Source organism: Flavobacterium fluvii, assembly GCF_900129545.1.
Taxonomy (GTDB): Bacteria; Bacteroidota; Bacteroidia; order Flavobacteriales; family Flavobacteriaceae; genus Flavobacterium; species Flavobacterium fluvii.
This window is the reverse complement of the sequence record NZ_FQWB01000008.1, coordinates 36,779-59,981: the sequence shown is the minus strand read 5'-3', so window position 1 is coordinate 59,981 and position 23,203 is coordinate 36,779. Positions and strand designations below refer to the sequence as shown.

Sequence of the window (23,203 nt, the reverse complement as noted above, 5' to 3'; positions counted from 1 at the left end):
ATTGAGGTGCAAATTTACAAAAATAAATTAGAGTTGACGATTGGCCAATACCTCGATTTTCAGAATTCTATGTTAATACGTCTTTTTCTGCATGAAATCTTCTCGAATCGGGCTGAAAACGTCTATCAACAAACCGTCTTCGAGACAAACCACGCCGTGAACGACATGAGGCGGAATGTAAAAACAATCGCCTTGCTTCATTGTTTTTGTCACGCCGCCAATGGTAACTTCAAATGCGCCTTTGGCCACGTTGGTCACCTGCGAATGATAATGTTCGTGGGGAGTTCCAATGGAGCCTTTCTCGAAAAGTACGTTGACCATCATGACCGTGTCGTCATACCCCATTATTTTGCGTTTTATGCCTTCACCGACCACTTCCCAGTCGAATTCATCGTCTTTTATAAATTCCTTGCTTGCGCCAAAACTTTCCATCTTGTATTGTTTTTTATTGAGGTGCCAAATTACGAATTATTTTTTAGTTGTTGTGGCTGTGCAAAGTCTCCGGACTTCGTACCTCGTCCACGTAGATATAAATAGTATACAGTTAGCGCAGAATTGCATTCTGTGCCTATTCCAATTGTCAAAACAAATCCAACAAAATTACCTCCAACTCATTCTCTAAAGACGCATAATTTCTGGCAGAACTAAAATAATAATCTTCAGGCAATGTTACTATTTTCTCTTTCACAGGGTTTAAATGAATATAATCTACTTTTTGCTTTATAAACTTATTGCTAAAAATGTGTTCTGCATGATACCCATTTTGCCACACCTTATATTGTTGTTCCTTTTGAAAATGCTCACTTGCTTTTTTAAAATAGTCTAACATCCATTCTCGTCGGCTCTCTGGCTCATCATTAATAATTTGAATGATTTTTTTTGAAGTGAATTTTTTAAAATCACGCATAATATTGCTTAGAATAAAATCATTCGTTGCTCTACAAAGTAGATGTATGTGACTCGACATAATACAATAAGCATATATTGCCAAACCTTTGTTTTCTTGGCAATATTGTAAAGCATTGATGATGTTTTGTTTTTGATTTAATCTTGTAAAAACATCAATCCAACCTACAGTAGTTATTGTAACAAAATAACAATCTTCTGTAGTCGTGGCTTTATATTTTGTCGACATATTTTTATTTTAAAGATATTAAAAAAAGCTATACCGTTTATTGATATAGCTTTTTTGACTTGCTTTGTTTGCTCTCGTTTGTAGGCACAGAATGCAATTCTGCGCTAACGTCGAGAAGATATATCTGCGCGGTCGGAATTTGCCAAATCATCCCAAATACAAAACCAACTTCCCATTAAGCCAATTGCCCAAATTGCTTGTAGTGTGTGTTGGCAGTAGTTATTCCTTTTCGTAATTTTCTTCTGGAGGTAAGGTTGTAAATTCTTCAAGTAATAACTGTTTTGTTATCGCATCAAGTTTTTTGTAATCTATCTTGCTTTTTGCAAATAATTTTTCTTTTTCTTTTTCTTTCTCAACTATTTCTTCTTTGTCTGCAGGTGAAGATAAAAGTTTAACGCCATTACCTTTGATAATATGGTCGGTTATAAGTCTTGTAACTTCGTCAATTTTTTTATCTAGTGCTTCTTGTTTTTTACCTTTTTTAACTTGTTTTTTTATTTCGTCTTTTACTGCTTTTTTTACATTTTCCAAAAGTAATTTTTCTCTTTTTTCTTCGAGTAAAATCAATTCTTTGTTTCCTTTAAAAGTATCAAAAAGTTTTTCGTGAATTAAAGTTTTATAGGCAAGGTAAGCTCCATATGTTTCTAACCCTGTTTTAAATAAATCAACTAGTTTTTCAGCAACATCAAATATTAAATTTATTACTACTTCAACAGAACCTTGTTCAACTTCAATTATCTCAAATGCTTTTGGAGTTTCATCAGATATTATTTGTTGATAAAGAAAAAGTCCTCTATCCCAATTTTTAAGTTCAAATGACAAAGATTTTAGATTATTAAATGAACTTTCATTATTGAAGATAATTGCAAAAATCGCATTATTATCTTCTTGTAAATCATCAAAATCTTTAGTTTGAAATGGATTAACGATTTTTCTTATGTTTTCAATTTCTGTAATGTTTTGATTTATTTTTTCAATCATTTGAGCGAAAAGGGTGGTCAATTCATTATATAAAGTTGAATAATCAGAATGGTTTTTATTCTTGAGTTCAATTAGTTTTTGTTGATATTTTTCAAATTCAAATGGAATTACTTTTCCAACTAATACCTTTTGTAAAAGTTCCGGAATGTTCTCTTCCATTAAATCCTCAATGTCAAAAATACTTTTGTCGAGTATTTCTTTTAAAAGAACAATATTGCTTTGGTTGTTTTGAATTGTACTTTGATAATCTTGAAGGTTAGTGATATAATTTTCATTACCAATTTTACTTTTTATAAGTTCAATTAATTCTATAATTTTTCTTACTGTCATTTTTAGTTTTTTTAGGGAAATGCTTATTGTTATTATCTTGATTCAATGCGACAATTACTGCTAACTTGCATATACTACTGACGTTATCAGACTTATCACACCTGTTTTGGGTAGATCTGTCTGACAAACAACAGACTTTATTTATTTTCAAATATATAAAATTTATATTACAAAAATTAAAATTTGTAAGTTATTATTTCGTTCTGGTTCAATCCCCTAGCCCAGATTGAAGCGGCATCCTTTCCTTGCTTTCTTTAAGCAAGGAAAGATATAGCGAAAAGCTGGACTGGCTCCAAAAAAAAAAAAAAATGACATCCTTGAGAGATGCCATTTTATAAATAGTATTCAGGAGTTATTGTTTTCCCGTGAGTCCCGTGTTTTTCAAATAAGGCTCAATTTGCATGTCGTGACCTATAAATTCCTTGAAGGCTTTGTTCAAATCGACGCTGTTCCCAACGGATAGAATGTATTTACGGAATCGGTCGCAATTGGCTTTCGTCATTCCACCGTTGGCCATCATCCAGTCGTAAACATTGTAATCCAAGGTTTTGGACCAAGTGTAGGCATAATATCCCGCCGAGTAGCCGTCGCCACCCCAGATGTGTTGAAAATAAGGCGAATGGTATCTTGGCGGCACTTCGCTAACCAACAAACCGTATTTTTGCAAAGCCGCTTTTTCGAATTCCAACGTTGGTTTAAAATCGGCTTCATTTTCTACGGTATGCCAAGCCATGTCCACCGTCGAAGCAGCCAAAATCTCGGTTACTTCGTAGCCTTTATTGAAGGTTTCCGCTTTTTTGATCTTGTCAACCAACTCTTGCGGAATGGGTTGTTTGGTTTGGTAATGAACAGCATAACTTTTTAAAACCGTTGGATCCAATGCCGCGTGCTCATTGATTTGGGACGGAAACTCCACGAAATCTCTTGGCACGGAAGTACCGGAAATAGAAACGTATTGCTGGTTGGCAAACAAACCGTGCAAGGTGTGTCCGAATTCGTGAAACATGGTTTTCACGTCATCTGAACTAATCAATGATGGTTTTCCATCTGCCGGTTTCGAGAAATTATACACGTTGACAATAACCGGTTTTTGCTTCAAATAATGGGTCTGGTTCACAAAATTATCCATCCAGGCTCCTCCTTTTTTGTTGTCCCTGGTATAAAAATCCAAATAATAAATGCTTATTGATTTTCCGTCTTGGTCGAACACTTCATACACTTTCACGTCTGGATGATAGACTGGCAAATCATTTCGCTCCTTGAACGTGATGCCGTACATTTGTTTGGCGGCAAAAAACACCCCTTTTTCCAAGACTGTGGTCAATTCGAAATACGGTTTGATTTGGCTTTGGTCCAAATCATATTTAGCTTTACGCACTTGTTCGGAATAAAAATCCCAATCCCAAGGTTCCAACTTGAAGCCTCCTTTTTGGGCATCAATCAAGTCTTGAATTTCTTTGGCTTCAACCTTGGCTTGTGCCACGGCAGGAGCTGCTATTTTTGCCAACAAATCCATTGCCGGAGCCGGTGTTTTTGCCATTTGGTCCTGCAATTTCCATTCGGCAAAACTTTTCTTGCCCATCAATTTGGCTTTCTGCAAACGTAATTTGGCGGTTTTTTCCAATGTTGCTCGCGTATCTCCATCATCGCCTTTCTCTGCACGATACCAAGCTGCCTTGAATAATCTTTCTCTTGTTGCCCTGTTTTTAAGGCTTGCCAACAAAGGTTGCTGTGTCGTGTTCAATAAAGGAATCAAGTATTTACCGTCTTGTCCGGCTTCGGTGGCTTTGGTCTTTGCCGCTGCAATTTCATCGGAACTCAAACCATCCAAGTCTTTTACATCGTCAAATATAACGGCGCCATTTTTTCGGGCAGTCAGCAATTTGCTGTTAAACTGCGTGCCTAAACTGGCCAACTCTCCATTGATTTTTTTCATTTTTTCTTTATCCGCAGGAGACAAATTGGCACCGGCCAATTCAAATTGCTGCAAATAATATTCCGTCAATCGTTTGTCTTCACCTTTCAAAGTTTTCAAGTCCAATGCCTTGATGCGTTTATACAATTTGCTGTTCAACAACATTTTATCACTGTGGGCAGAAAATATTGGAGCATATTCCGCTTCAATGGCCTGCAAGGTTGGATTGGTGTTTGATATTGCCAAATTGCCAAATATTCTTGCAGCCCTGTTCAAATCGACTCCGCTTAATTCCAATGCCAATACGGTGTTTTGGAAAGTAGGTTTGGCCGGATTGTTCGCTATTTTATCGATTTCTTGATCGTGGATTTTCAAACCGTAATCAAATGCCGGTTTATAATGCTCGTCTTTTATTAAATCAAAAAGAGGCGCTTGGTATTGCAGCTTGCTTTTTTGCAACAGTGGATTTGTCATTTTTACGGAATTGTTTTGTGCGGAAACTGTTTGGGTTTGCAGGGATGCAAACAAAAAAACAGAACTTGCCACAATAATTTTTGAGAAAATTTGCATAATGAAATTGTTTTTTTTAGTCCATAAAAGTAGTGAAAAAAGAAAAACCCTAAACTATGACGAGAATAAAATCAGGATATCTTTCTTGCCAGGGCATTCGTTTTTTTTTAGCCACAAATTCCACAAATTTGCACAAATTGTATTGATTATTAAAATTGAATTATCACGAATTTTACCAGTAATATGAATTTGTGGAATTTTACAATTTACTCTTCGTGTTCATTCGTGAAATTCGTGGCTACTTTTCTTTTTTTTAAAGTGATTGCCCCGCCTTCTTGTTAAAAATGGATTATCAAAAAATCAGAAATGGCATAAAAAAAATGACATCCTTTAGAGATGCCATTTTTATAAATTATGAAGAAATTATTCTTTTCCTGTCAGTCCCGCGTTTTTCAAATACGGTTCTATTTGCATGTCGTGGCCAATAAATTCCTTGAAAGCTTTGTTCAAATCAACGCTGTTCCCAACGGATAGAATGTATTTCCGGAATCGGTCGCAATTGGCTCTGGTCATTCCTCCGTTTGCCATCATCCAATCATAAACATTGTAATCCAAGGTTTTGGACCAAGTGTAAGCATAATATCCTGCCGAATATCCACCTCCCCAAACGTGGGCAAAATAAGGTGTGTGGTATCTTGGTGGAACTTGGTCCACCAACAAACCGTATTTTTTCAAGGCTTCTTTCTCAAATTCCAACGTTGGTTTAAATTCCGATTCATTTTCCACGGTATGCCAAGCCATGTCCACAACTGAAGCCGCCAAAAGTTCCGTCACTTCATATCCTTTATTGAAATTCTCGGACTTTTTAATTTTATCGATCAACTCTTGCGGAATAGGCTGTTTGGTTTGGTAATGAACGGCATAATTCTGTAAAACTACCGGATCAAATCTTGCGTGTTCATTGATTTGGGACGGGAACTCCACAAAATCTCTTGGTACCGCCGTGCCGGAAAGTGTGGTATATTGTTGGTTGGCAAACAAACCGTGCAAGGTGTGTCCAAATTCGTGAAACATTGTTTTCACATCATCAGAACTGATCAATGATGGATTTCCATCTGCCGGTTTCGAAAAATTATACACGTTGACAATAACCGGATTTTGTTTTAAATAATGGGATTGGCTCACAAAATTGCTTTTCCAGGCTCCTCCTTTTTTGTTGTTTCTGGTGTAAAAATCCAGATAATAGATGGCTATTGATTTTCCGTCTTGGTCGAATACTTCATACACTTTCACGTCTGGATGATAGACCGGCAAATCTTGTCGTTCCTTGAACGTGATGCCATACATTTGTTTGGCGGCAAAAAACACTCCTTTTTCCAAAACAGTGGTCAATTCGAAATAAGGTTTTATTTCGCTTTCGTCCAAATCGTATTTCTTTTTGCGAACTTGCTCGGAATAAAAATCCCAATCCCAAGGCTCCAACTTGAAACCTCCATATTGGGAATCAATCAGGTCTTGAATTTCTTTGGCTTCCACTTTGGCTCTTGCCACGGCCGGTGCAGCAATTTTTGCCAATAAATCCATTGCCGGTGCAGGAGTTTTTGCCATTTGGTTTTGAAGTTTCCATTCGGCAAAACTTTTCTTGGCCATCAATTTGGCTTTCTGCAAACGTAATTTGGCGGTTTTTTCCAATATTTCTCTGGTATCGCCATCGTCGCCTTTCTCGGAACGATACCAAGAGGACTTGTATATTTTTTCTCTGGTTGCCCTGTTTTTAAGATAAGGAAACAAAGGTTGTTGTGTCGTGTTCAATAAAGAAATCAAGTATTTCCCGTCTTGTCCGGCTTCGGTGGCTTTGGTTTTTGCAGCTGCAATATCATTGGCGCTTAAACCATCCAAATCGCTAACGTTGTCAAATACAACAGCTCCATTTTTTCGGGCAATCAACAATTTACTGTTAAATGAAGTGCTTAAACTCGCCAACTCTTCATTGATCTTTTTCATTTTTTCTTTATCCGCAGGAGACAAATTGGCACCAGCCAATTCAAATTGTTGCAAATAATATTCGGTCAACCTTTTATTTTCCCCTTTCAAAGATTTCAAGTCCAATGCCTTGATTCTATTATAAAGCCTGCTATTTAAATACATTTTATCACTGTGGGCTGAAAATTTTGGAGCATATTCCGCTTCAATGGCCTGCAAGGTTGGATTGGTGTTCGACCCGGTCAAGTTGTAAAAAATTCCCGTGGCCCTGCCCAAATCAACTCCGCTTAATTCCAATGCCAATACCGTGTTTTCAAAAGTTGGCTTGGCAGGATTGTTGGCAATTTTGTCGATTTCTTGGTCGTGGATTTTCAAACCATATTCGAATGCCGGTTTGAAATGCTCGTCTTTTATTAAATTAAAAGGCGGTGCCTGGTATTGCAGCTTGCTTTTTTGCAACAGTGGATTTGTCATTTTTATGGAATTGTCTTGGGCGTTGAGTGTTTGTGTTTGTAATGCGGTAAACAAAAAAACGGAACTTGCCACGGCTATTTTTGAGAAAATTTGCATAATGAATTTGTTTTTTAGCCCATAAAAGTAGTAATAATAAAGGAAGCCAAAAACGATGTCACCACAAAATTTATAACAATCTTTTTTACCAAACCACTTTAATATAACAAACCAATAGCCAAAAATAATCCTGGTTGAATTCTATCATTGGCTATTGCCCAAATAACTTTGTACATTTGCAACCTAGAAAATAAAAAAATGCGCATAGATATTATTACCGTTTTACCTGAATTATTGCGAAGTCCGTTTGAGGCTTCGATGATGAAACGTGCCATCGACAAAGGGATTGTGGAAGTTCATTTTCATAATCTAAGAGACTATACGACCAACAAACAAAAAAGTGTGGATGATTATCCGTATGGTGGTGGTGCCGGTATGGTAATGAATATTCAGCCTATTGACGATTGCATTTCGCATTTGAAAAGCGAAAGAACTTACGACGAAGTCATTTACATGTCGCCTGACGGGGAAACGTTGAACCAAAAAATGGCCAACACGATGTCGATGTGTCAAAACATCATTATTCTTTGCGGTCATTATAAAGGTGTGGATCAACGGGTACGTGACCATTTTATCACCAAAGAAATCTCTATTGGCGATTATGTTTTGTCTGGCGGAGAATTGGGTGCTTTGGTGTTGTGCGACGCATTAATCCGATTGATTCCAGGAGTTTTGAGCGACGAAACTTCGGCATTGACGGATAGTTTTCAGGACAATTTATTGTCTGGCCCCATATATACACGTCCTGCAGATTACAAAGGTTGGAAAGTTCCTGAAGTTTTAACCAGTGGAAATTTTGCCAAAATAGATAAATGGCGGGAAGACATGGCGTATGAACATACCAAGAATAGACGACCAGATTTACTGGGGGAATAGTTTGCAGATTGCAGGTGGTAGATTTCAGGTGGCAGTTTGCAGTGTTGGAATAGACAGGAAAGTTTGATATCTGAAATCTAAATTTCTGAAATCTGAAATCTGCCTTCTGAAATCTGAACACTGGAATCTGAACTCTGAATACTTAAAAATAAAGTTTGTAAATTACCAAAAAAGATGTAATTTTGCACCCTCATTAGACCAACCTCTGGCGAAATCCGTGAATGTTGCTCTTTTTAAAACCATAAAATAAAAAATAAAATGGCAGATTTATTGAAATTCGTTCAAGACGAATTCGTAACAAGAAAAGATTTCCCTGTATTCGGAGCTGGAGACACAATCACGGTTTTCTACGAAATTAAAGAGGGTGAAAAAACAAGAACACAGTTTTTTAAAGGTGTTGTTATTCAAAGAAGAGGTTCTGGAAACACGGAAACTTTCACTATTCGTAAAATGTCAGGTTCAGTTGGTGTAGAGCGTATCTTCCCAGTTAACTTGCCAGCTTTGCAAAAAATTGAAATCAACAAAAAAGGTCATGTTCGTAGAGCTAGAATTTTCTACTTCAGAGAACTTACTGGTAAAAAAGCCAAGATTAGAGATAAAAGAAGATAGTCAAATAACTTCTTGTCATAAAAGTCCCGATAATTTCGGGACTTTTTTTTGGATAAAAACCATCCTTTTGTTATAAAAAAATTTATATCTTCTTTTGATTTAATAGCTTGCATTTTCATTTCGATAAAAAACGAAGCCTATTTTAAACAATTCTCTTTTAGCAAATTAAATAATAATAATTTCATAATTTTTAAGGATAAATCAAACTTAATTAAAACCTTTTCTCTTTTGCGAAAACGTTTTATTACATTTGTAACCCGAAAATAAATATCAAACAATTTTTATAAAAATGTCAACTAAATCAAAAATTTTTTACACTCTTACAGATGAGGCGCCTTTATTAGCCACTTATTCATTTTTACCAATTGTTCAAGCATTTACTGCAACTTCCAATATCGAAATTGAAACCAGGGATATTTCTCTTGCAGGCAGGATTTTGTCAAACTTCCCAGATTTTTTGAAAGATGACCAAAAAACTGGAGATGCTTTATTGGAACTTGGAAAATTAGCCACTACACCAGAAGCCAACATTATAAAATTGCCAAACGTTTCTGCTTCAGTACCGCAATTAAAAGCGGCTATTGCAGAATTACAAGCTCACGGTTATGCCGTACCAAACTTCCCTGAAGACGCTCAAACTGATGCTGACAAGGAAATTAAAGCTAAATATTCCAAAGTCTTGGGATCAGCAGTAAACCCGGTTTTACGTGAAGGAAACTCTGATCGTAGAGCTCCAAAAGCTGTTAAAAATTATGCAAAAGCCAACCCACATTCCATGGGAGCTTGGTCATCTGAATCAAAAACAAAAGTAGCTTCAATGGAAAGTGGCGATTTTTACGGAAGTGAACAATCAGTTACTGTTGCAGAGGCGAATGACGTGAAAATAGAATTCGTTGCCAAAGACGGTACAACCACTGTTTTGAAAGCAAGCACCCCTTTGAAAGCTGGTGAAATCATTGACAGTTCAGTATTAAACGTAAAGGCGCTGAAATCTTTCGTTGCCAAAACAATCCAAGAAGCCAAAGAACAAAACGTATTACTTTCAGTTCACTTGAAAGCCACGATGATGAAAGTTTCTGATCCAATTATTTTTGGTGCCATCGTGGAAGTTTATTTCAAAGACGTTTTCGAAAAATATACTGCTTTATTTGCTGAATTAGGTATCGATACCCGAAATGGGTTGGGTGATGTTTATGCAAAAATTGCCGGGAAACCGGAACAAGCTGAAGTAGAAGCCGCGATCAACCAAGCGATAGAAAACGGACCAGCATTGGCAATGGTAAATTCTGAAAAAGGAATTACCAACTTGCAAGTTCCTTCGGATGTAATTGTTGATGCTTCCATGCCAGCAATGATTCGTACTTCTGGTCAAATGTGGAACAAAGCAGGAAAATTACAAGATACTATCGCCATTATTCCAGATCGTTCTTACGCAGGAGTTTACACGGCTACAATTGATTTCTGTAAAAAACACGGTGCTTTTGACCCAACAACAATGGGAAGTGTTCCAAACGTAGGTTTGATGGCACAAAAAGCAGAAGAGTACGGATCTCACGATAAAACTTTCCAAATGAAAGCAGACGGAGTTGTTCGTGTTGTGGACGTTAACGGAAATGTTTTAATGGAACAAAATGTTGAAGCTAAAGATATTTTCAGAATGTGTCAGGCAAAAGATGCCCCGATTCAAGACTGGGTTAAATTAGCCGTAAACAGAGCACGTTTGTCTCATACTCCAGCTGTATTCTGGTTGGACGAAAACAGAGCGCACGATAGAGAATTAATCGTGAAAGTTCAAAAATACTTAAAAGATTACGACACATCTGCATTAGACATTCGTATCTTAAACCCAATTGCCGCAACTGAATTCACATTAGAAAGAATCATAAAAGGTTTGGATACTATTTCTGTAACAGGAAACGTATTGCGTGATTATTTAACGGATTTGTTCCCTATTCTTGAAGTTGGAACTTCGGCAAAAATGTTGTCTATCGTTCCTTTGATGAACGGTGGTGGTTTATTCGAAACGGGTGCTGGTGGATCTGCTCCAAAACACGTTGAGCAATTTATCCAAGAAGGTTATTTACGTTGGGATTCTCTTGGTGAATTCTTGGCTTTAGGAGCTTCTTTGGAACATCTAGGACAAACATTAGACAATTCAAAAGCGATTGTTTTATCAGAAACTTTAGATGAAGCCAATGATAAATTCTTGGCTACCGATAAATCTCCTGCTCGTAAAGTAGGCCAAATTGACAATAGAGGTTCTCACTTTTATTTAGCATTCTACTGGGCTCAAGCTTTGGCTGCCCAAACAAAAGATGCTGAATTAAAAGCAATCTTCTCTCCTATTGCTGCTGAATTTGAAGCCAACGAAGCAAAAATCAACAGTGAATTAATTGGAGCACAAGGAAAATCTCAAGAGATTGGCGGTTACTACCAACCAAATCCTGAATTGGCCAGCAAAGCGATGCGTCCAAGTGAAACATTCAATACTATATTGGCAAAAATCGCATAAACCGATTTTTACAATTTATATTAAACAAGAAAGCCGGTTCATTTTTTTGAACCGGCTTTCTTGTATATTAAAACAACTATAAACTATTTTTCCAATAAAACTGTTTTACCAGTTATATTGAATCGCCCTTTTTGGATATCTTCAGAACCATCAGGCTGTTTTCCTCCCACTGAAATGGTAAACCATCCAGGCTCCACAACACGTTGTCCTTTTTTATTGATTAAAGACAATTGTCTTGGAGTAAGTTTAAATCGAACCGTTTTTGATTCTCCTTTTTTCAGGTTAACACGTTCAAAACCTTCCAATTGCACTATTGGACGTGGAGTTGTGGCTTTTTCATCTTTTAGGTATAGCTCAGCTACTTCGTCTCCGTCACGGTCACCAATGTTCGTTATATCAACCGATACTTCAAAATCTTTTTCAGGATTGATATTGGCAGGAATTTGCAGATTACTGTATTTGAATTTTGTATAGCTTAAACCAAATCCAAAAGGATAAAGCGGTTTTTTATCGAAATAACGGTAGGTACGACCTTTCATGTCATAGTTTTCGAAAGCAGGAAGTTGGTCTACCGATTTGTAATAAGTGACTGGTAATCGTCCAGCAGGATTGTAATCCCCAAAAAGAACATCCGCAATAGCATTCCCACCTTGCTGACCGGGATATCCGGCAGTTAGAATTGCGGGGACATTATCATTGGCCCAATTTATGGAGAGCGCACTTCCGTTTATCAAAACCAAGATGACCGGTTTTCCTGTTGCAACGATGGCTTTCATTAGTTCTTCTTGATTGGAAGGCAAGTTGAGGCTAGTTCGATCTCCACCTTCAAAACCATCTGCTTCGACTTTCATTTCTTCACCTTCCAGACGTTCATTTAAACCTAATACCAAAACCACGGTATCCGCTTCGTTGGCAACCTGAACTGCTTGTTTCAAAACATCTTCTTGTGGTTCAGCCCATAAAAGTTGTGCAATTGCATCGCCATAGGTGTTTTGGTATTTTACCACTATTTTGTACTTTTTTCCGGCTTCTAACTCCATTTTCTGTGGACGAATGCGAGGGTGATGGTTGTTTTTTCCACCCGATGTTTTTCCGGTTTCGATTTCGATAGTCATAAAAGGTTTCGACCATTCAGAAATGTTGTAAAGTCCTGTTTTTGGTGCTACAATGTAACCCGTCCATTTCACGCTATAGTTGCCCATTTTCATGCGAGGGTCTGGCGTATTAATGTCCCAATCAAAATCTACATTATCATCTATGCGAGTAAAAATCGGTTTTCCTTCCCATTCCTTATTATCAAAATATTCTGCTTTCAGACCTTGTGATCCGTTTTCATTTTGAAGACAAATAGACGGAATAACTTTCATTTCGGGAACACCTTTAGCCAAATCTGTGCCTTTTGCATAAACTACTTTGGCATAAGGTTCTAATTTATTTTGAATTCCCTTTAGCACGGTAATTGGATTACTTGGAATACCGCTGTAGTTTCCCCATAATGACTGCACATCATTGGCATTTGGTCCTATTACGGCAACAGTTTTTATTTTTTTGGACAATGGAAGCGTATTATTCTGATTTTTCAAAAGAACAATACTTTTTTGTGAAGCGACACGAGCTAGATAGTCGTGAGCCGAATTGTTGTTTACCGAATAAGGAATTTGGGCATAAGGCACAATTTCCTCCGGATCAAACATCCCTAATTTAAAGCGGGCTGTAAACAAACGTTTAATAGTAATATCAATATCAGCTTCCGTAAGCAATTTGCGATCCAATGCTTCTTTTAATGATTTGTAACTGCTTCCACACTCCAAATCTAATCCTGTTTTCACGGCCAAAGCTGAAGCTGTTGCAGCATCATTGGTAATTTTGTGGTATTTCCAAATATCCGTTACAGCACCACAGTCGGATACAATGTAGCCCTTAAATCCCCAATCATTTCGAAGAATATTGAATAGAAATGGGCTAGAACTGGCAGATTCACCTCTAAAACGGTTGTAAGCGCCCATTACAGAATAAACATGCCCTTCTTTTACCAAGGTGCGAAATGCAGGAAGATAGGTTTCGTAAAGGTCTATGTCACTGGTTTCGGCATTGAAAAGGTGACGTGAAGGTTCTGGACCCGAGTGAACAGCATAATGTTTGGCTGTAGCAATGACTTTAAAATATTTCTCATCCGTTCCTTGAAGACCATTGACATAATTAAGTCCCAATTGACTTGTAAGATATGGATCTTCACCATAGGTTTCATGTCCGCGTCCCCAGCGTGGATCACGAAAAATATTGACATTGGGTGACCAGAAAGTCAATCCCTGATACATACCGTGTTGTCCTCGTCTCAAATATTCGTGATGTTTGGCACGAGCTTCATTGGAAATAACATTGGCAACATCCAAAATTAATTGACGATCCCATGAGGATGCGATTGAAATAGATTGCGGAAAAACAGTGGCATATCCGGCACGGGCAACACCATGCAAGGATTCGTTCCACCAATTGTATTCTGGCACACCAAGGCGTTCGATGGCAGGCGAGGAATCCATCAATTGGCTGATCTTTTCCTCAATGGTCATTCTGGAAACAAGATCATTTACACGTTGTTCTGTTGTTAAATTTGTGTTTTTATACGCTAAATTTTCCTGTGCAAAAGTGTTTAATGCTAGAAAGTTTAGCACAAACACGAACTGATATATTCTTTTCATGGAATTGCTTATTAAATATTTGTTTTGTAGTTAGTTGAATAATTATTTTGTCTAAAATTCATTAAAGAAACTGGTTTTCAATAGAAATTATTTCGCTTTAAAAACATAGACTTTCCCAGCCGTAGTATTAAAATCATACAATTGCGTATCTGGAGATTTAAAGCCTTTTAAAGATGCCTTTTCGGCAATTAAAGGTTCTTTTATCGTTTCTACTTTGTAAAAAGAGTTTGAATTTTCTCCTTTGGCTTCATCAAGTTTAACATCTCCATTCAATTTAACACCTGATGACAGACGCAGCCTGCAATTACCTCCTAAAGTAGATTTTATGGTTAATTGTTTTACTTTTCCATTTTCCCATTCCACGGCAACTTCAAAACCTCCCCTGGCTTTCAAACCAGTAACTTTACCACTTTTAAAATCATCGGGCAAGGCAGGAAGAAGATAAATGGCACCATCGTAACTTTGCAACAACATTTCGGTTATTCCTGCAGTACAGCCAAAATTACCATCAATTTGAAACGGCGGATGGGCATCTAAAAGATTTGGATAAGTCCCTCCTGATTCTCCTTTAATTTCTGTAGGCGCCGGACTTAATTGATCTTTTATTAATTTAAAAGCCCTGTTACCATCCAATAATCTAGCCCACCAATTTACTTTCCAACCCATGGACCATCCTGTTGAAACATCTCCTCTGGATATCAATGTGTTTTTGGCTGCCTCTACAAGCTGTGGTGTTCTAAATGGTGAAATTTGCCCCGATGGAAACAAACCGTATAAATGCGAAATATGTCTGTGGTGATCATTGGGTTTATCCCAATCATGAAGCCATTCCTGCAATTGTGAATACTGCCCTATTTGCATTGGAGGCAATCTTTTTAGCGCAACAGATACCGAATCAACAAAAGGTCTATCTATTTCCAAAATTTTAGAGGCATTGACAATATTATTGAAAGTATCAAAAACCAACTGATTATCCATTGTTGTTCCTGCAGAAACACCCACACTTTTCTCATACGTGTTTTCAGGAGACATCGACGGAGCCACAACCAGCCATTTATGTTCCGGCTCTTCCTGAAGTACATCGAGATAAAATTGAGCAGCACCTTTTAGAACAGGATAATATTCCTTTAAAAATTTACAATCTCCAGTATATAGATAATGCTGCCATAAATGTTGGGTAAGCCACGCACCACCCATTGGCCAAAGACCATAAAACCCACCATCAACAACTCCCGTCATACGCCACAAATCAGTGTTATGGTGCATATTCCATCCTCGAGCATGGTACATTTCTGAAGCGCTTTCTTTCCCGGTTTCTGCTAAATCTTTCAGCATGCTAAACAAAGGCTGATGCATCTCGCTCAAGTTGGTTATTTCTGCCGGCCAATAATTCATTTCTGTATTAATATTTACCGTGTATTTACTGTCCCATGCAGGATTTAATTTATGATTCCAGATTCCCTGAAGATTGGCGGGCTGATTCCCTGGCTGTGAACTCGAAATCAATAAATATCTGCCGAATTGAAAATAAAGTGCCACTAATTGTGGGTCATAAGAATTAGCAAATTCCTTAATTCTCACATCGGTTGTTTTATTGGACTGGGGTGAATCGCCTAAATACAATGACACCCTGTTAAAGTATTTTTGGTAAGCCGTCACATGGCTTTGAAAAGATTCGGCATAATTTTTTTTAGATGCTTTAGCCAAAACGGCAGCAGCTTTTTCGATTGGATTAGCGGAAAGATCTTTGTAATTTTTAAAATTGGTGGCAATAGCTATGCGAATGATAACCTCATCAGCACCTTTGATTGTTAACTTATCTGCTTCAACGGTTAAACTCCCTCCTTTTAATGTGCAAGCTGCTTCCCCTACATATTTTAATTTTCCTGTTTTATTATCTACACTTCCTGATGTTCCTTCAAAAAACAATTTGTTTTCTTGGGTTCTAAAATTACTCATCACTTGCGGACTAGTGGCAGATAAAGTAAAACTAATGCTCTTTTTCTTGTCAGCAGTTAACTTCACCAAGATAATATCATCCGAAAAAGAAGTCAACAGTTCTCTTTTATAGGTAACACCGTTTACTTTATAGCTTACGGACGAAACTGCTTTTTCAATATCTAAATCTCGCTTATAATCTGAATAATTAGCATGTCCAGGAAATTCAATCCACAAACTTCCAACTGTTTGATAAGGCATGCCATAGTTCAAATCTTTGGGAGCTTGTCTAGGAAATGTATTGTTCGCTAAATCTTGGGCTTCTTTATTTTTGCCTTCAAAAATCAATTTTCTAATTTCTTCAATATTCGAAAATACATTTTTAGGAACATTATTCCCTGGCTCACCAGCCCAAACGGTTTCTTCATTTAATTGAAGCTCTTCTTTCTGAGGATTTCCAAAAACCATTGCTCCCAAACGACCATTACCAAGCGGTAAAGCTTCATTCCAATTGGCGGCGGGTTTATCGTATTGGAGTTTTAATTTTTGTTGTGCTATTCCCTGAAAAATACTTGTAGACAGCAATAAACAGCTCGCAATAATTTTAATTCTATTCATTTTTATTTTTTATATGATATTATGTATTTACTTTTTAAACCCCAAAAGCAAAGAATTAACAAAACCAATTATGCCATAAAATTCCATGGTCTTGATTTGACAAACCGAAAATTCCCAAAATTGTAGAACACAATATATTCATGCTTCCCATCAAAAATTAAAAACAGCGTAAAAATATATTGTTTTTGATATATTATCTATTTTTTTAACATATAATCACACATAATTAATTGATTTATCATTAATTACATAACAGACCCCTTAACAGAATAGAACAGAAGACAGGACAGAAAATGGGTTGCATAAAGTTTAAATTAGATGTTTTTTTACAGGATTTTAAAACTGAAAATGATGATAAAAATAAAGCAATAAAGATTAAAATCGCAAAACTTTTACCTCACCCTAGATTCGTTATCAGCTTCTTGCATCCAAGTGAAACATTCAATACCATAAAAAAAAAACGATTTTTAACAATTGCTTATAATTAAAAGACGACCAAATGGCCGTCTTTTTTTATATATTTGATTAGTGGAAATTTTACATTGTTAAAAACAAATACCTCATAATCAACAAGTAACATTAAAAAACTCTTTTTTTAAATGAAAACCAAAGAAACCATTACCATAGCAACAGTCGTAAAAGCACCAATTGAAAAAGTGTGGCAATTTTGGACAAAACCTGAGCATATAACAAAATGGAATACTGCCTCTGAAGATTGGCATACCACCAAAGCTGATAATGACTTAAAAATTGGTGGCAAATTCCTATCCAGAATGGAAGCCAAAGATGGCAGTTTTGGTTTTGATTTCGAAGGGATTTATACCAATGTAATAACCAATGAAAAAATCAGTTATACTCTTTTGGATGACCGAAAAGTAACTGTCACATTTTCGACAACAGAAAATGGTGTGCAAATCACTGAAACTTTTGAAGCCGAAAACCAAAATTCCTTGGAACTGCAACATCAAGGTTGGCAGGCCATTTTAAATAATTTCAAAACTTACGTTGAAAATTAACATCAAATCCTAAAACCATTATGGCACGAGTTAGCACCTACCTCAATTTTCCAAGAAATACCGAGGAAGCTTTTAATTTTTACAAATCCGTTTTTGGCGGAGAATTTGGCAACGATGGAATTGCCCGTTTTGGCGATATTCCACCACAAGAAGGTATGCCTCCAATGGCAGAAGCGGATAAAAACTTGGTGATGCACATCGAATTGGAAATTCTGGGCGGATACGTTTTAATGGGAACCGATGCGCCGGAATCAATGGGCTTCAAGGTGAATTTTGGAAATAATTCCTATATCAATCTGGAACCCGATACCAAAAGTGAAACCAAAAAACTGTTTGATGCATTGTCCGCTGGCGGAATTGTAACCATGGAATTGCAAGACATGTTTTGGGGTGCGTATTACGGAAGTTGCAGCGATAAATTTGGTGTACAATGGATGTTCAATTGCGTGGAAAAAGCGTAACGTAAAAAAAAACAAGATGAAAAATGCAATTTATCCTTGCTTGTGGTTTGATGGCAATGCCAAAGCAGCAGCCGATTTTTATTGTTCCATTTTCAATAATTCCAAAATCGTAAATGACACTCCATTGGTGGTAAGTTTTGAAATTGAAGGCAAATTGATAATGGGCTTGAACGGCGGACCAATGTTTAAAATAAATCCATCCATTTCGCTTTTTGTCACTTGCGAAACAGACAATGAGATTGAACGACTTTACGCCAAACTAATCGAAGGCGGAAGTGCGATGATGCCTTTGGACGAATATGCCTGGAGCAAGAAATATGCCTGGGTAGTTGATAAATTTGGAATGACTTGGCAATTAATGTTGGGAGAATGGCCTGCGGGCAGACCAAAAATATTGCCTTGTTTTCTATTTGTTGGAAATCAATACGGCAGAGCACAAGAAGCCATTAGGCTTTATACCACTATTTTTCCAAATTCAAAAATGCATCGTTTAGAAATTTATGAAGAAGGAGATGCCCAACCAGCAGGAAATTTGAAATTTGGTGATTTCAATTTGCAAAACGAATTATTTGGTGCAATGGATGGTTTTGGCGTGAACGAATTTCAATTCAATGAAGGTGTTTCACTCGTGGTTGAATGTGACACCCAAGAAGAGATTGACAATTATTGGAAAAAATTAACAGAAGGTGGAGAAGAAAGCCAATGCGGTTGGCTCAAGGATAAATTTGGAGTTTCCTGGCAAATTGTCCCAACTATTTTAAGTGAACTTATGTCCAACCCTGAGAAAGCTCCCAGAGTGGTTGAGGCATTCATGAAAATGAAAAAATTTGATATTGAAACCTTGCTGCGTGCTTAAAAAGTGATTCCCATGGAGCGTTCTTTTAAAAACATCGACGATTATATTTCCGTTCAAACTCCCGAAGTCCAGATTCTTTTGGAACAAATGCGGCACGCCATAAAAAAAGCAGCTCCCGAAGCCGAAGAAGTCATCAGTTATAATATGCCGGCTTTCAAATACCACGGAATGCTGGTCTATTTTGCGGCTTATAAAAAGCATATCGGTTTTTATGCCACACCTACTGGACATTCTGAATTCAAGGAGGAATTATCGGTTTACAAACAAGGAAAAGGTTCCGTGCAATTTCCATTAAACCAACCTTTGCCTTTGGATTTAATAACAAAAATTGTAGCGTTTAGGGTCAAGGAAAATTTGAAAAAAAAATCAACTTAAATTTGAAAAAGACAAATTGAGTCCACTGGGACATTACGACACCTTGGAAATAATCATTATTTATATTTCGCTCCTGACTATAGAGCTTATGTCCCGAGTTAATAAAATAGTACAAAGAAAAAAAGACGATCTCTTCGCTATTCACGAAATATAGTTTGTTAAAAACCAAGCATATATAAAAATCAATTAACTGATTGTCAATACAATAAAACCTACATTGGAAGTAATTTCTTAAATAAAAAAGTCGTTCATCGGATATAATTGCTTATTAACCGATTTATCCCAATCTTTAGTTAATTTCCAAACTTATTGATTATTTTTAATACCCTAAATAATTGAATTTAAATTTGTTACGTAAAAAATTTACTGGTAAAAAGAATTTGGTTATTGCTCCCCACAATAGAATATCCTTTTGATGATTGTGCTCTTCATAGATTTATTTATGAAGGTGGTATTGTTTATTGCTTATTTTTTTTAGATCCTTTAACTTTTACTTTTTTTGACTTTTTAATTAGCAGTATTTTAGAATTAATTCCTCAAGCTGTTCAATAAACAGTTTATCGGTTAAAAAAGAATTTAGTTATTGTTCCCCACAATAGAATGTCTTTGATGATTGTATTCCTCATAAGTTTATTTATGAAGGCTATGCAACAGTAGATTTTTATGGCTCAAACTGAAAGCTACTGTTTATCCGCTATGTATTCATTTTATTAATTGAAAAATTGATTTTGTTTTTTTAAAGCCTTTTCGGTTAATATAAAGATTCTTTCTCCCCAAAAAAATATCTTTTGATGATGGAGTTCTTCATAAATTAATTTATGAAGGTGTATTGTTTTTCTAAAAGTCTCCAGTCTGCTCGTTTCCTGCTTTTTAACAATTTATGGTGTTAAAACTATATTATCATGGAAAAAAATTCACTTCTGCCGTTTTTCGAAGTTTTATCAAGCAAAATTAAATGTTGCTTATTGCTGAAAAACATTGTTTCTAGATTAGTTTTTTTAAAATTAGAGGATACGACTTCTGTCCATTTCCGAGAAAAATCAGTTAAAATAAAAAATAGTTTATTTCATTATTCAACGATTATTATTCTATGTTTTTCTGGATTATTTATGAGTACTACAATATTGGCTCAAACACCACCTTCACAGCCATCCGATTGTAAAATAGGATGTACCTCCAACGATGTACAAATTCAAAGAGCCTATTTGGTAGATATGAATGGAGTAGAATTGCCTCCTAATTTTATCTGTACAAATACAACTAGTGTTAAGCTCGCCTTGGATTTAACCACCAAAACACCACGGGTCGGTGTAACTGTTTATGCCAATATAAAAAGTTTTATTGGAGGAATTGTTGGTACAACTCCATTAAAAACAGTGAAAGAATGTTTTGGAATTGCACTAAACCAGCCTACCAATAAAGTAGTGTTTTCCCAGTCATTTGGTTGGGCCTGTGGGACACGAATTGTTTTAACGGATGTCTTTATTGGATGGGGTACGGGAAATACTAATTTTTGCACTGGAACCAGTTTTCAATGTCCGGCGACTTCTTCTAAATGTTTTTCTTTGCCTCCCGGAGAATACATTACCGTTCAAACTCCAACTGCTAATCCAACAGCAGCCACAAAATGTTCAACAACAATTTTACAGGGAATTCCTGCCGCTACGTTTAATCTTCCCGATTTGGAAGGTGATGTAAAAGGTGCACAGACCAATGTCACAGTTGAATGGTTTTTAGATGAAGCTTTGGCGAATCCTGTTTCAAGTTCCTCTTCATTTACAACCGGAACCAGGGATGTATGGGCAAAAGTTAGAAGCACTATTCCTCCTAATCCCGAGACCAAAATTAAAATAACATTGACTGTAAATCAAACTCCCGATTTAACGATTACAGATCCCGTTGCGGTTTGTTCGCCATCAACAGTTAATCTGACTACTGAAGCTGTAACTTTGGGGAGCACATTGCCTGCGGGGACTGCACTTAGCTATTGGACAAACGTTGGCGCCACTTCATCTTTGTCAAGCCCAGACGCAATTACGGCAAGTGGTACTTACTATATTAAAGCAACTACAAATACTAATCCTGCCTGTACCGATATTAAATCTGTAACGGTTACAGTGAACGAGAAACCAGCAACCCCTGATTTAACTGTCGTTCAGCCAACCTGTGCCAATGCCAATGGTACCGTAACCATAACAAGTCCTACAGGCGCTGATTATGAATACAGTAATGGTGGAGCTTTCCAAGCTAGTCCCGTATTCACGGTTGTAGCGGGAGCATCTTACAGCATCACGGTTAAGAAACTGAGTTCCGGTTGTATTTCAACAGCTAAAACAGGGGCTATGGGTTCACAGCCAATCACGCCAGCTGCCCCTGATTTAACTGTCGTTCAGCCTACCTGTGCCAATGCTAATGGCACGGTAACGGTAACCAGTCCTTTGGGAGCGGATTATCTATACAGTAACGGAGGTGCTTATCAGGCAACTACTTCTTTCACGGTAGCAGCCAATGCGGCTTACAACATTACGGTTAAGAAACTGAGTTCCGGTTGTATTTCATTGGTCACTTCGGGTACTATGGGCGCACAGCCAATAACGCCAGCTGCCCCTGATTTAACTGTCGTTCAGCCTACCTGTGCCAATGCTAATGGCACGGTAACGGTAACCAGTCCATTGGGAGCGGATTATCAATACAGTAACGGAGGTGCTTATCAGGCAACTACTTCTTTCACGGTAGCAGCCAATGCGGCTTACAACATCACGGTTAAGAAACTGAGTTCCGGTTGTATTTCATTGGTCACTTCGGGTACTATGGGCGCACAGCCAATAACGCCAGCTGCCCCTGATTTAACTGTCGTTCAGCCAACCTGTGCCAATGCTAATGGCACGGTAACAGTAACCAGTCCGTTGGGAGCGGATTATCAATACAGTAACGGAGCTGCTTATCAGGCAACTACTTCTTTCACGGTAGCAGCCAATGCAGCTTACAACATTACGGTTAAGAAACTGAGTTCCGGTTGTATTTCATTGGTCACTTCAGGTACTATGGGAGCACAACCAATAACGCCAGCTGCCCCAACCTTTTGCATAGTCCAACCTTCTACTTTATGTAATGCAAATGCTGAAGATGGAAGTGTTACCATAAATAGTCCTTGTGGTGTAGATTATGAGTACAGCATTAAAGACGGGGAAAGCGGAAGTTGGCAGTCATCTATACATTTCGACAATTTAAAGCCGGGGGATGTAACTGGAATAAGAGTTAGAGATAAAAATATCGGCTGTGTTTCAGATGCATCATCTTGCAATGCATCCGATTGTTCAGTGTCGCCTTGTCCGCCGATACCACCAGCAAATGGTAAAACCGTCAATCCAGATACTAAAAAAACAACTTCTGCAATCGCTCCCGTAGAAACAACTACAGCCAGCAAAACTGAAACTGCAGGTTTTGATGCCTATCCAGTTCCGTTCAAAGACCAGCTTACAATCAAATACAAATTTGATTATGTGTCTGACGTAAAAATCGAGGTGTTTAATGCACAAGGCATTTCAATTCTTTCCAAAACGGATACCAATAGTTATTTGAACAAAGAAATTGCACTAGATCTTAAATTGAATAAAGGAAAAGAACAACTGTATATGGTCAAAGTGAGTACCAATCGAGGAAGCAGCGTAAAAAAAATAATTTCTTCAAAATAAACTTAAACTCATTTTAATAGAAAGCATCCGCTTGTGGCGGATGCTTATTTTGTTTAAAATCGTATCCATTTTAATTATCTTCAAAAAAAAACATACCGGCTCTTTAGCCCTGATGGAATCAGTA

Annotated in this window: 15 protein-coding genes; 8 read left to right on the top strand and 7 right to left on the bottom strand. The window is 37.2% G+C overall.

Annotation, left to right across the window (positions count from 1 at the left end; translation table 11 throughout):
- Positions 1-72: 72 nt before the first annotated feature.
- The 5 genes from BUC16_RS15215 to BUC16_RS15190 form a co-directional block, all read right to left on the bottom strand.
- Complete coding sequence (locus BUC16_RS15215; RefSeq protein WP_073371671.1) at positions 73-432, bottom strand: cupin domain-containing protein; 360 nt, start codon at positions 430-432, stop codon at positions 73-75.
- A 148-nt stretch (positions 433-580) separates the two neighbouring features.
- Positions 581-1,135 (bottom strand): REP-associated tyrosine transposase, encoded by a 555-nt coding sequence (locus BUC16_RS15210; RefSeq protein WP_073371670.1) that lies wholly within the window; start codon positions 1,133-1,135, stop codon positions 581-583.
- A 219-nt stretch (positions 1,136-1,354) separates the two neighbouring features.
- Positions 1,355-2,446, bottom strand: coding sequence for a hypothetical protein (locus BUC16_RS15205; RefSeq protein WP_073371669.1), 1,092 nt, complete (start codon positions 2,444-2,446; stop codon positions 1,355-1,357).
- Positions 2,447-2,798: 352 nt separating this feature from the next.
- Positions 2,799-4,931: a M3 family metallopeptidase gene (locus BUC16_RS15200; RefSeq protein ID WP_073371668.1), complete on the bottom strand. Its 2,133-nt coding sequence runs from the start codon at positions 4,929-4,931 to the stop codon at positions 2,799-2,801.
- A gap of 363 nt (positions 4,932-5,294) precedes the next feature.
- Positions 5,295-7,424, bottom strand: a complete 2,130-nt coding sequence (locus BUC16_RS15190) for a M3 family metallopeptidase (RefSeq protein ID WP_073371666.1) — start codon at positions 7,422-7,424, stop codon at positions 5,295-5,297.
- A 198-nt stretch (positions 7,425-7,622) separates the two neighbouring features.
- On the opposite strand from BUC16_RS15190, the gene trmD reads away from it, so the two are divergent.
- The 3 genes from trmD (at position 7,623) to BUC16_RS15175 (ending at position 11,421) form a co-directional block, all read left to right on the top strand.
- The gene (gene trmD, locus BUC16_RS15185) at positions 7,623-8,300 is read left to right on the top strand and encodes a tRNA (guanosine(37)-N1)-methyltransferase TrmD (RefSeq protein WP_073371665.1); all 678 of its coding nucleotides are present in this window, start codon (positions 7,623-7,625) and stop codon (positions 8,298-8,300) included.
- A gap of 258 nt (positions 8,301-8,558) precedes the next feature.
- On the top strand, positions 8,559-8,909 hold the full coding sequence (gene rplS, locus BUC16_RS15180) for a 50S ribosomal protein L19 (RefSeq protein ID WP_073371664.1): 351 nt from the start codon (positions 8,559-8,561) through the stop codon (positions 8,907-8,909).
- Positions 8,910-9,198: 289 nt separating this feature from the next.
- On the top strand, positions 9,199-11,421 hold the full coding sequence (locus tag BUC16_RS15175; protein ID WP_073371663.1) for an NADP-dependent isocitrate dehydrogenase: 2,223 nt from the start codon (positions 9,199-9,201) through the stop codon (positions 11,419-11,421).
- A gap of 83 nt (positions 11,422-11,504) precedes the next feature.
- Here the strand turns inward: BUC16_RS15175 and BUC16_RS15170 are convergent, their stop codons facing one another.
- Positions 11,505-14,120: a glycoside hydrolase family 3 C-terminal domain-containing protein gene (locus BUC16_RS15170; protein ID WP_073371662.1), complete on the bottom strand. Its 2,616-nt coding sequence runs from the start codon at positions 14,118-14,120 to the stop codon at positions 11,505-11,507.
- Positions 14,121-14,207: 87 nt separating this feature from the next.
- Positions 14,208-16,676, bottom strand: a complete 2,469-nt coding sequence (locus BUC16_RS15165) for a glycoside hydrolase family 95 protein (protein WP_073371661.1) — start codon at positions 16,674-16,676, stop codon at positions 14,208-14,210.
- 599 nt (positions 16,677-17,275) lie between these two features.
- Between BUC16_RS15165 and BUC16_RS15155 the strand changes: the two genes are divergently transcribed.
- The 5 genes from BUC16_RS15155 (at position 17,276) to BUC16_RS15135 (ending at position 23,079) form a co-directional block, all read left to right on the top strand.
- A complete protein-coding gene (locus tag BUC16_RS15155) occupies positions 17,276-17,692 on the top strand; it encodes an SRPBCC family protein (protein ID WP_073371659.1) in 417 nt (138 codons plus the stop codon).
- 20 nt (positions 17,693-17,712) lie between these two features.
- Positions 17,713-18,153, top strand: a complete 441-nt coding sequence (locus BUC16_RS15150; protein WP_073371658.1) for a VOC family protein — start codon at positions 17,713-17,715, stop codon at positions 18,151-18,153.
- Positions 18,154-18,169: 16 nt separating this feature from the next.
- Positions 18,170-19,009, top strand: a complete 840-nt coding sequence (locus tag BUC16_RS15145) for a VOC family protein (RefSeq protein WP_073371657.1) — start codon at positions 18,170-18,172, stop codon at positions 19,007-19,009.
- Between the two features lie 12 nt (positions 19,010-19,021).
- A complete protein-coding gene (locus BUC16_RS15140; RefSeq protein ID WP_073371656.1) occupies positions 19,022-19,384 on the top strand; it encodes an iron chaperone in 363 nt (120 codons plus the stop codon).
- 1,109 nt (positions 19,385-20,493) lie between these two features.
- Positions 20,494-23,079, top strand: coding sequence for a T9SS type A sorting domain-containing protein (locus tag BUC16_RS15135; RefSeq protein ID WP_170860884.1), 2,586 nt, complete (start codon positions 20,494-20,496; stop codon positions 23,077-23,079).
- The last annotated feature ends 124 nt before the right edge of the window (positions 23,080-23,203 follow it).

Bases quoted from the DNA above. Each gene is read 5' to 3' on its own strand.
- BUC16_RS15215 (WP_073371671.1), bottom strand. From the start codon at position 432: ATGGAAAGTTTTGGCGCAAGCAAGGAATTTATAAAAGACGATGAATTC.
- BUC16_RS15210 (WP_073371670.1), bottom strand. From the start codon at position 1,135: ATGTCGACAAAATATAAAGCCACGACTACAGAAGATTGTTATTTTGTT.
- BUC16_RS15205 (WP_073371669.1), bottom strand. From the start codon at position 2,446: ATGACAGTAAGAAAAATTATAGAATTAATTGAACTTATAAAAAGTAAA.
- BUC16_RS15200 (WP_073371668.1), bottom strand. From the start codon at position 4,931: ATGCAAATTTTCTCAAAAATTATTGTGGCAAGTTCTGTTTTTTTGTTT.
- BUC16_RS15190 (WP_073371666.1), bottom strand. From the start codon at position 7,424: ATGCAAATTTTCTCAAAAATAGCCGTGGCAAGTTCCGTTTTTTTGTTT.
- trmD (WP_073371665.1), top strand. From the start codon at position 7,623: ATGCGCATAGATATTATTACCGTTTTACCTGAATTATTGCGAAGTCCG.
- rplS (WP_073371664.1), top strand. From the start codon at position 8,559: ATGGCAGATTTATTGAAATTCGTTCAAGACGAATTCGTAACAAGAAAA.
- BUC16_RS15175 (WP_073371663.1), top strand. From the start codon at position 9,199: ATGTCAACTAAATCAAAAATTTTTTACACTCTTACAGATGAGGCGCCT.
- BUC16_RS15170 (WP_073371662.1), bottom strand. From the start codon at position 14,120: ATGAAAAGAATATATCAGTTCGTGTTTGTGCTAAACTTTCTAGCATTA.
- BUC16_RS15165 (WP_073371661.1), bottom strand. From the start codon at position 16,676: ATGAATAGAATTAAAATTATTGCGAGCTGTTTATTGCTGTCTACAAGT.
- BUC16_RS15155 (WP_073371659.1), top strand. From the start codon at position 17,276: ATGAAAACCAAAGAAACCATTACCATAGCAACAGTCGTAAAAGCACCA.
- BUC16_RS15150 (WP_073371658.1), top strand. From the start codon at position 17,713: ATGGCACGAGTTAGCACCTACCTCAATTTTCCAAGAAATACCGAGGAA.
- BUC16_RS15145 (WP_073371657.1), top strand. From the start codon at position 18,170: ATGAAAAATGCAATTTATCCTTGCTTGTGGTTTGATGGCAATGCCAAA.
- BUC16_RS15140 (WP_073371656.1), top strand. From the start codon at position 19,022: ATGGAGCGTTCTTTTAAAAACATCGACGATTATATTTCCGTTCAAACT.
- BUC16_RS15135 (WP_170860884.1), top strand. From the start codon at position 20,494: ATGAGTACTACAATATTGGCTCAAACACCACCTTCACAGCCATCCGAT.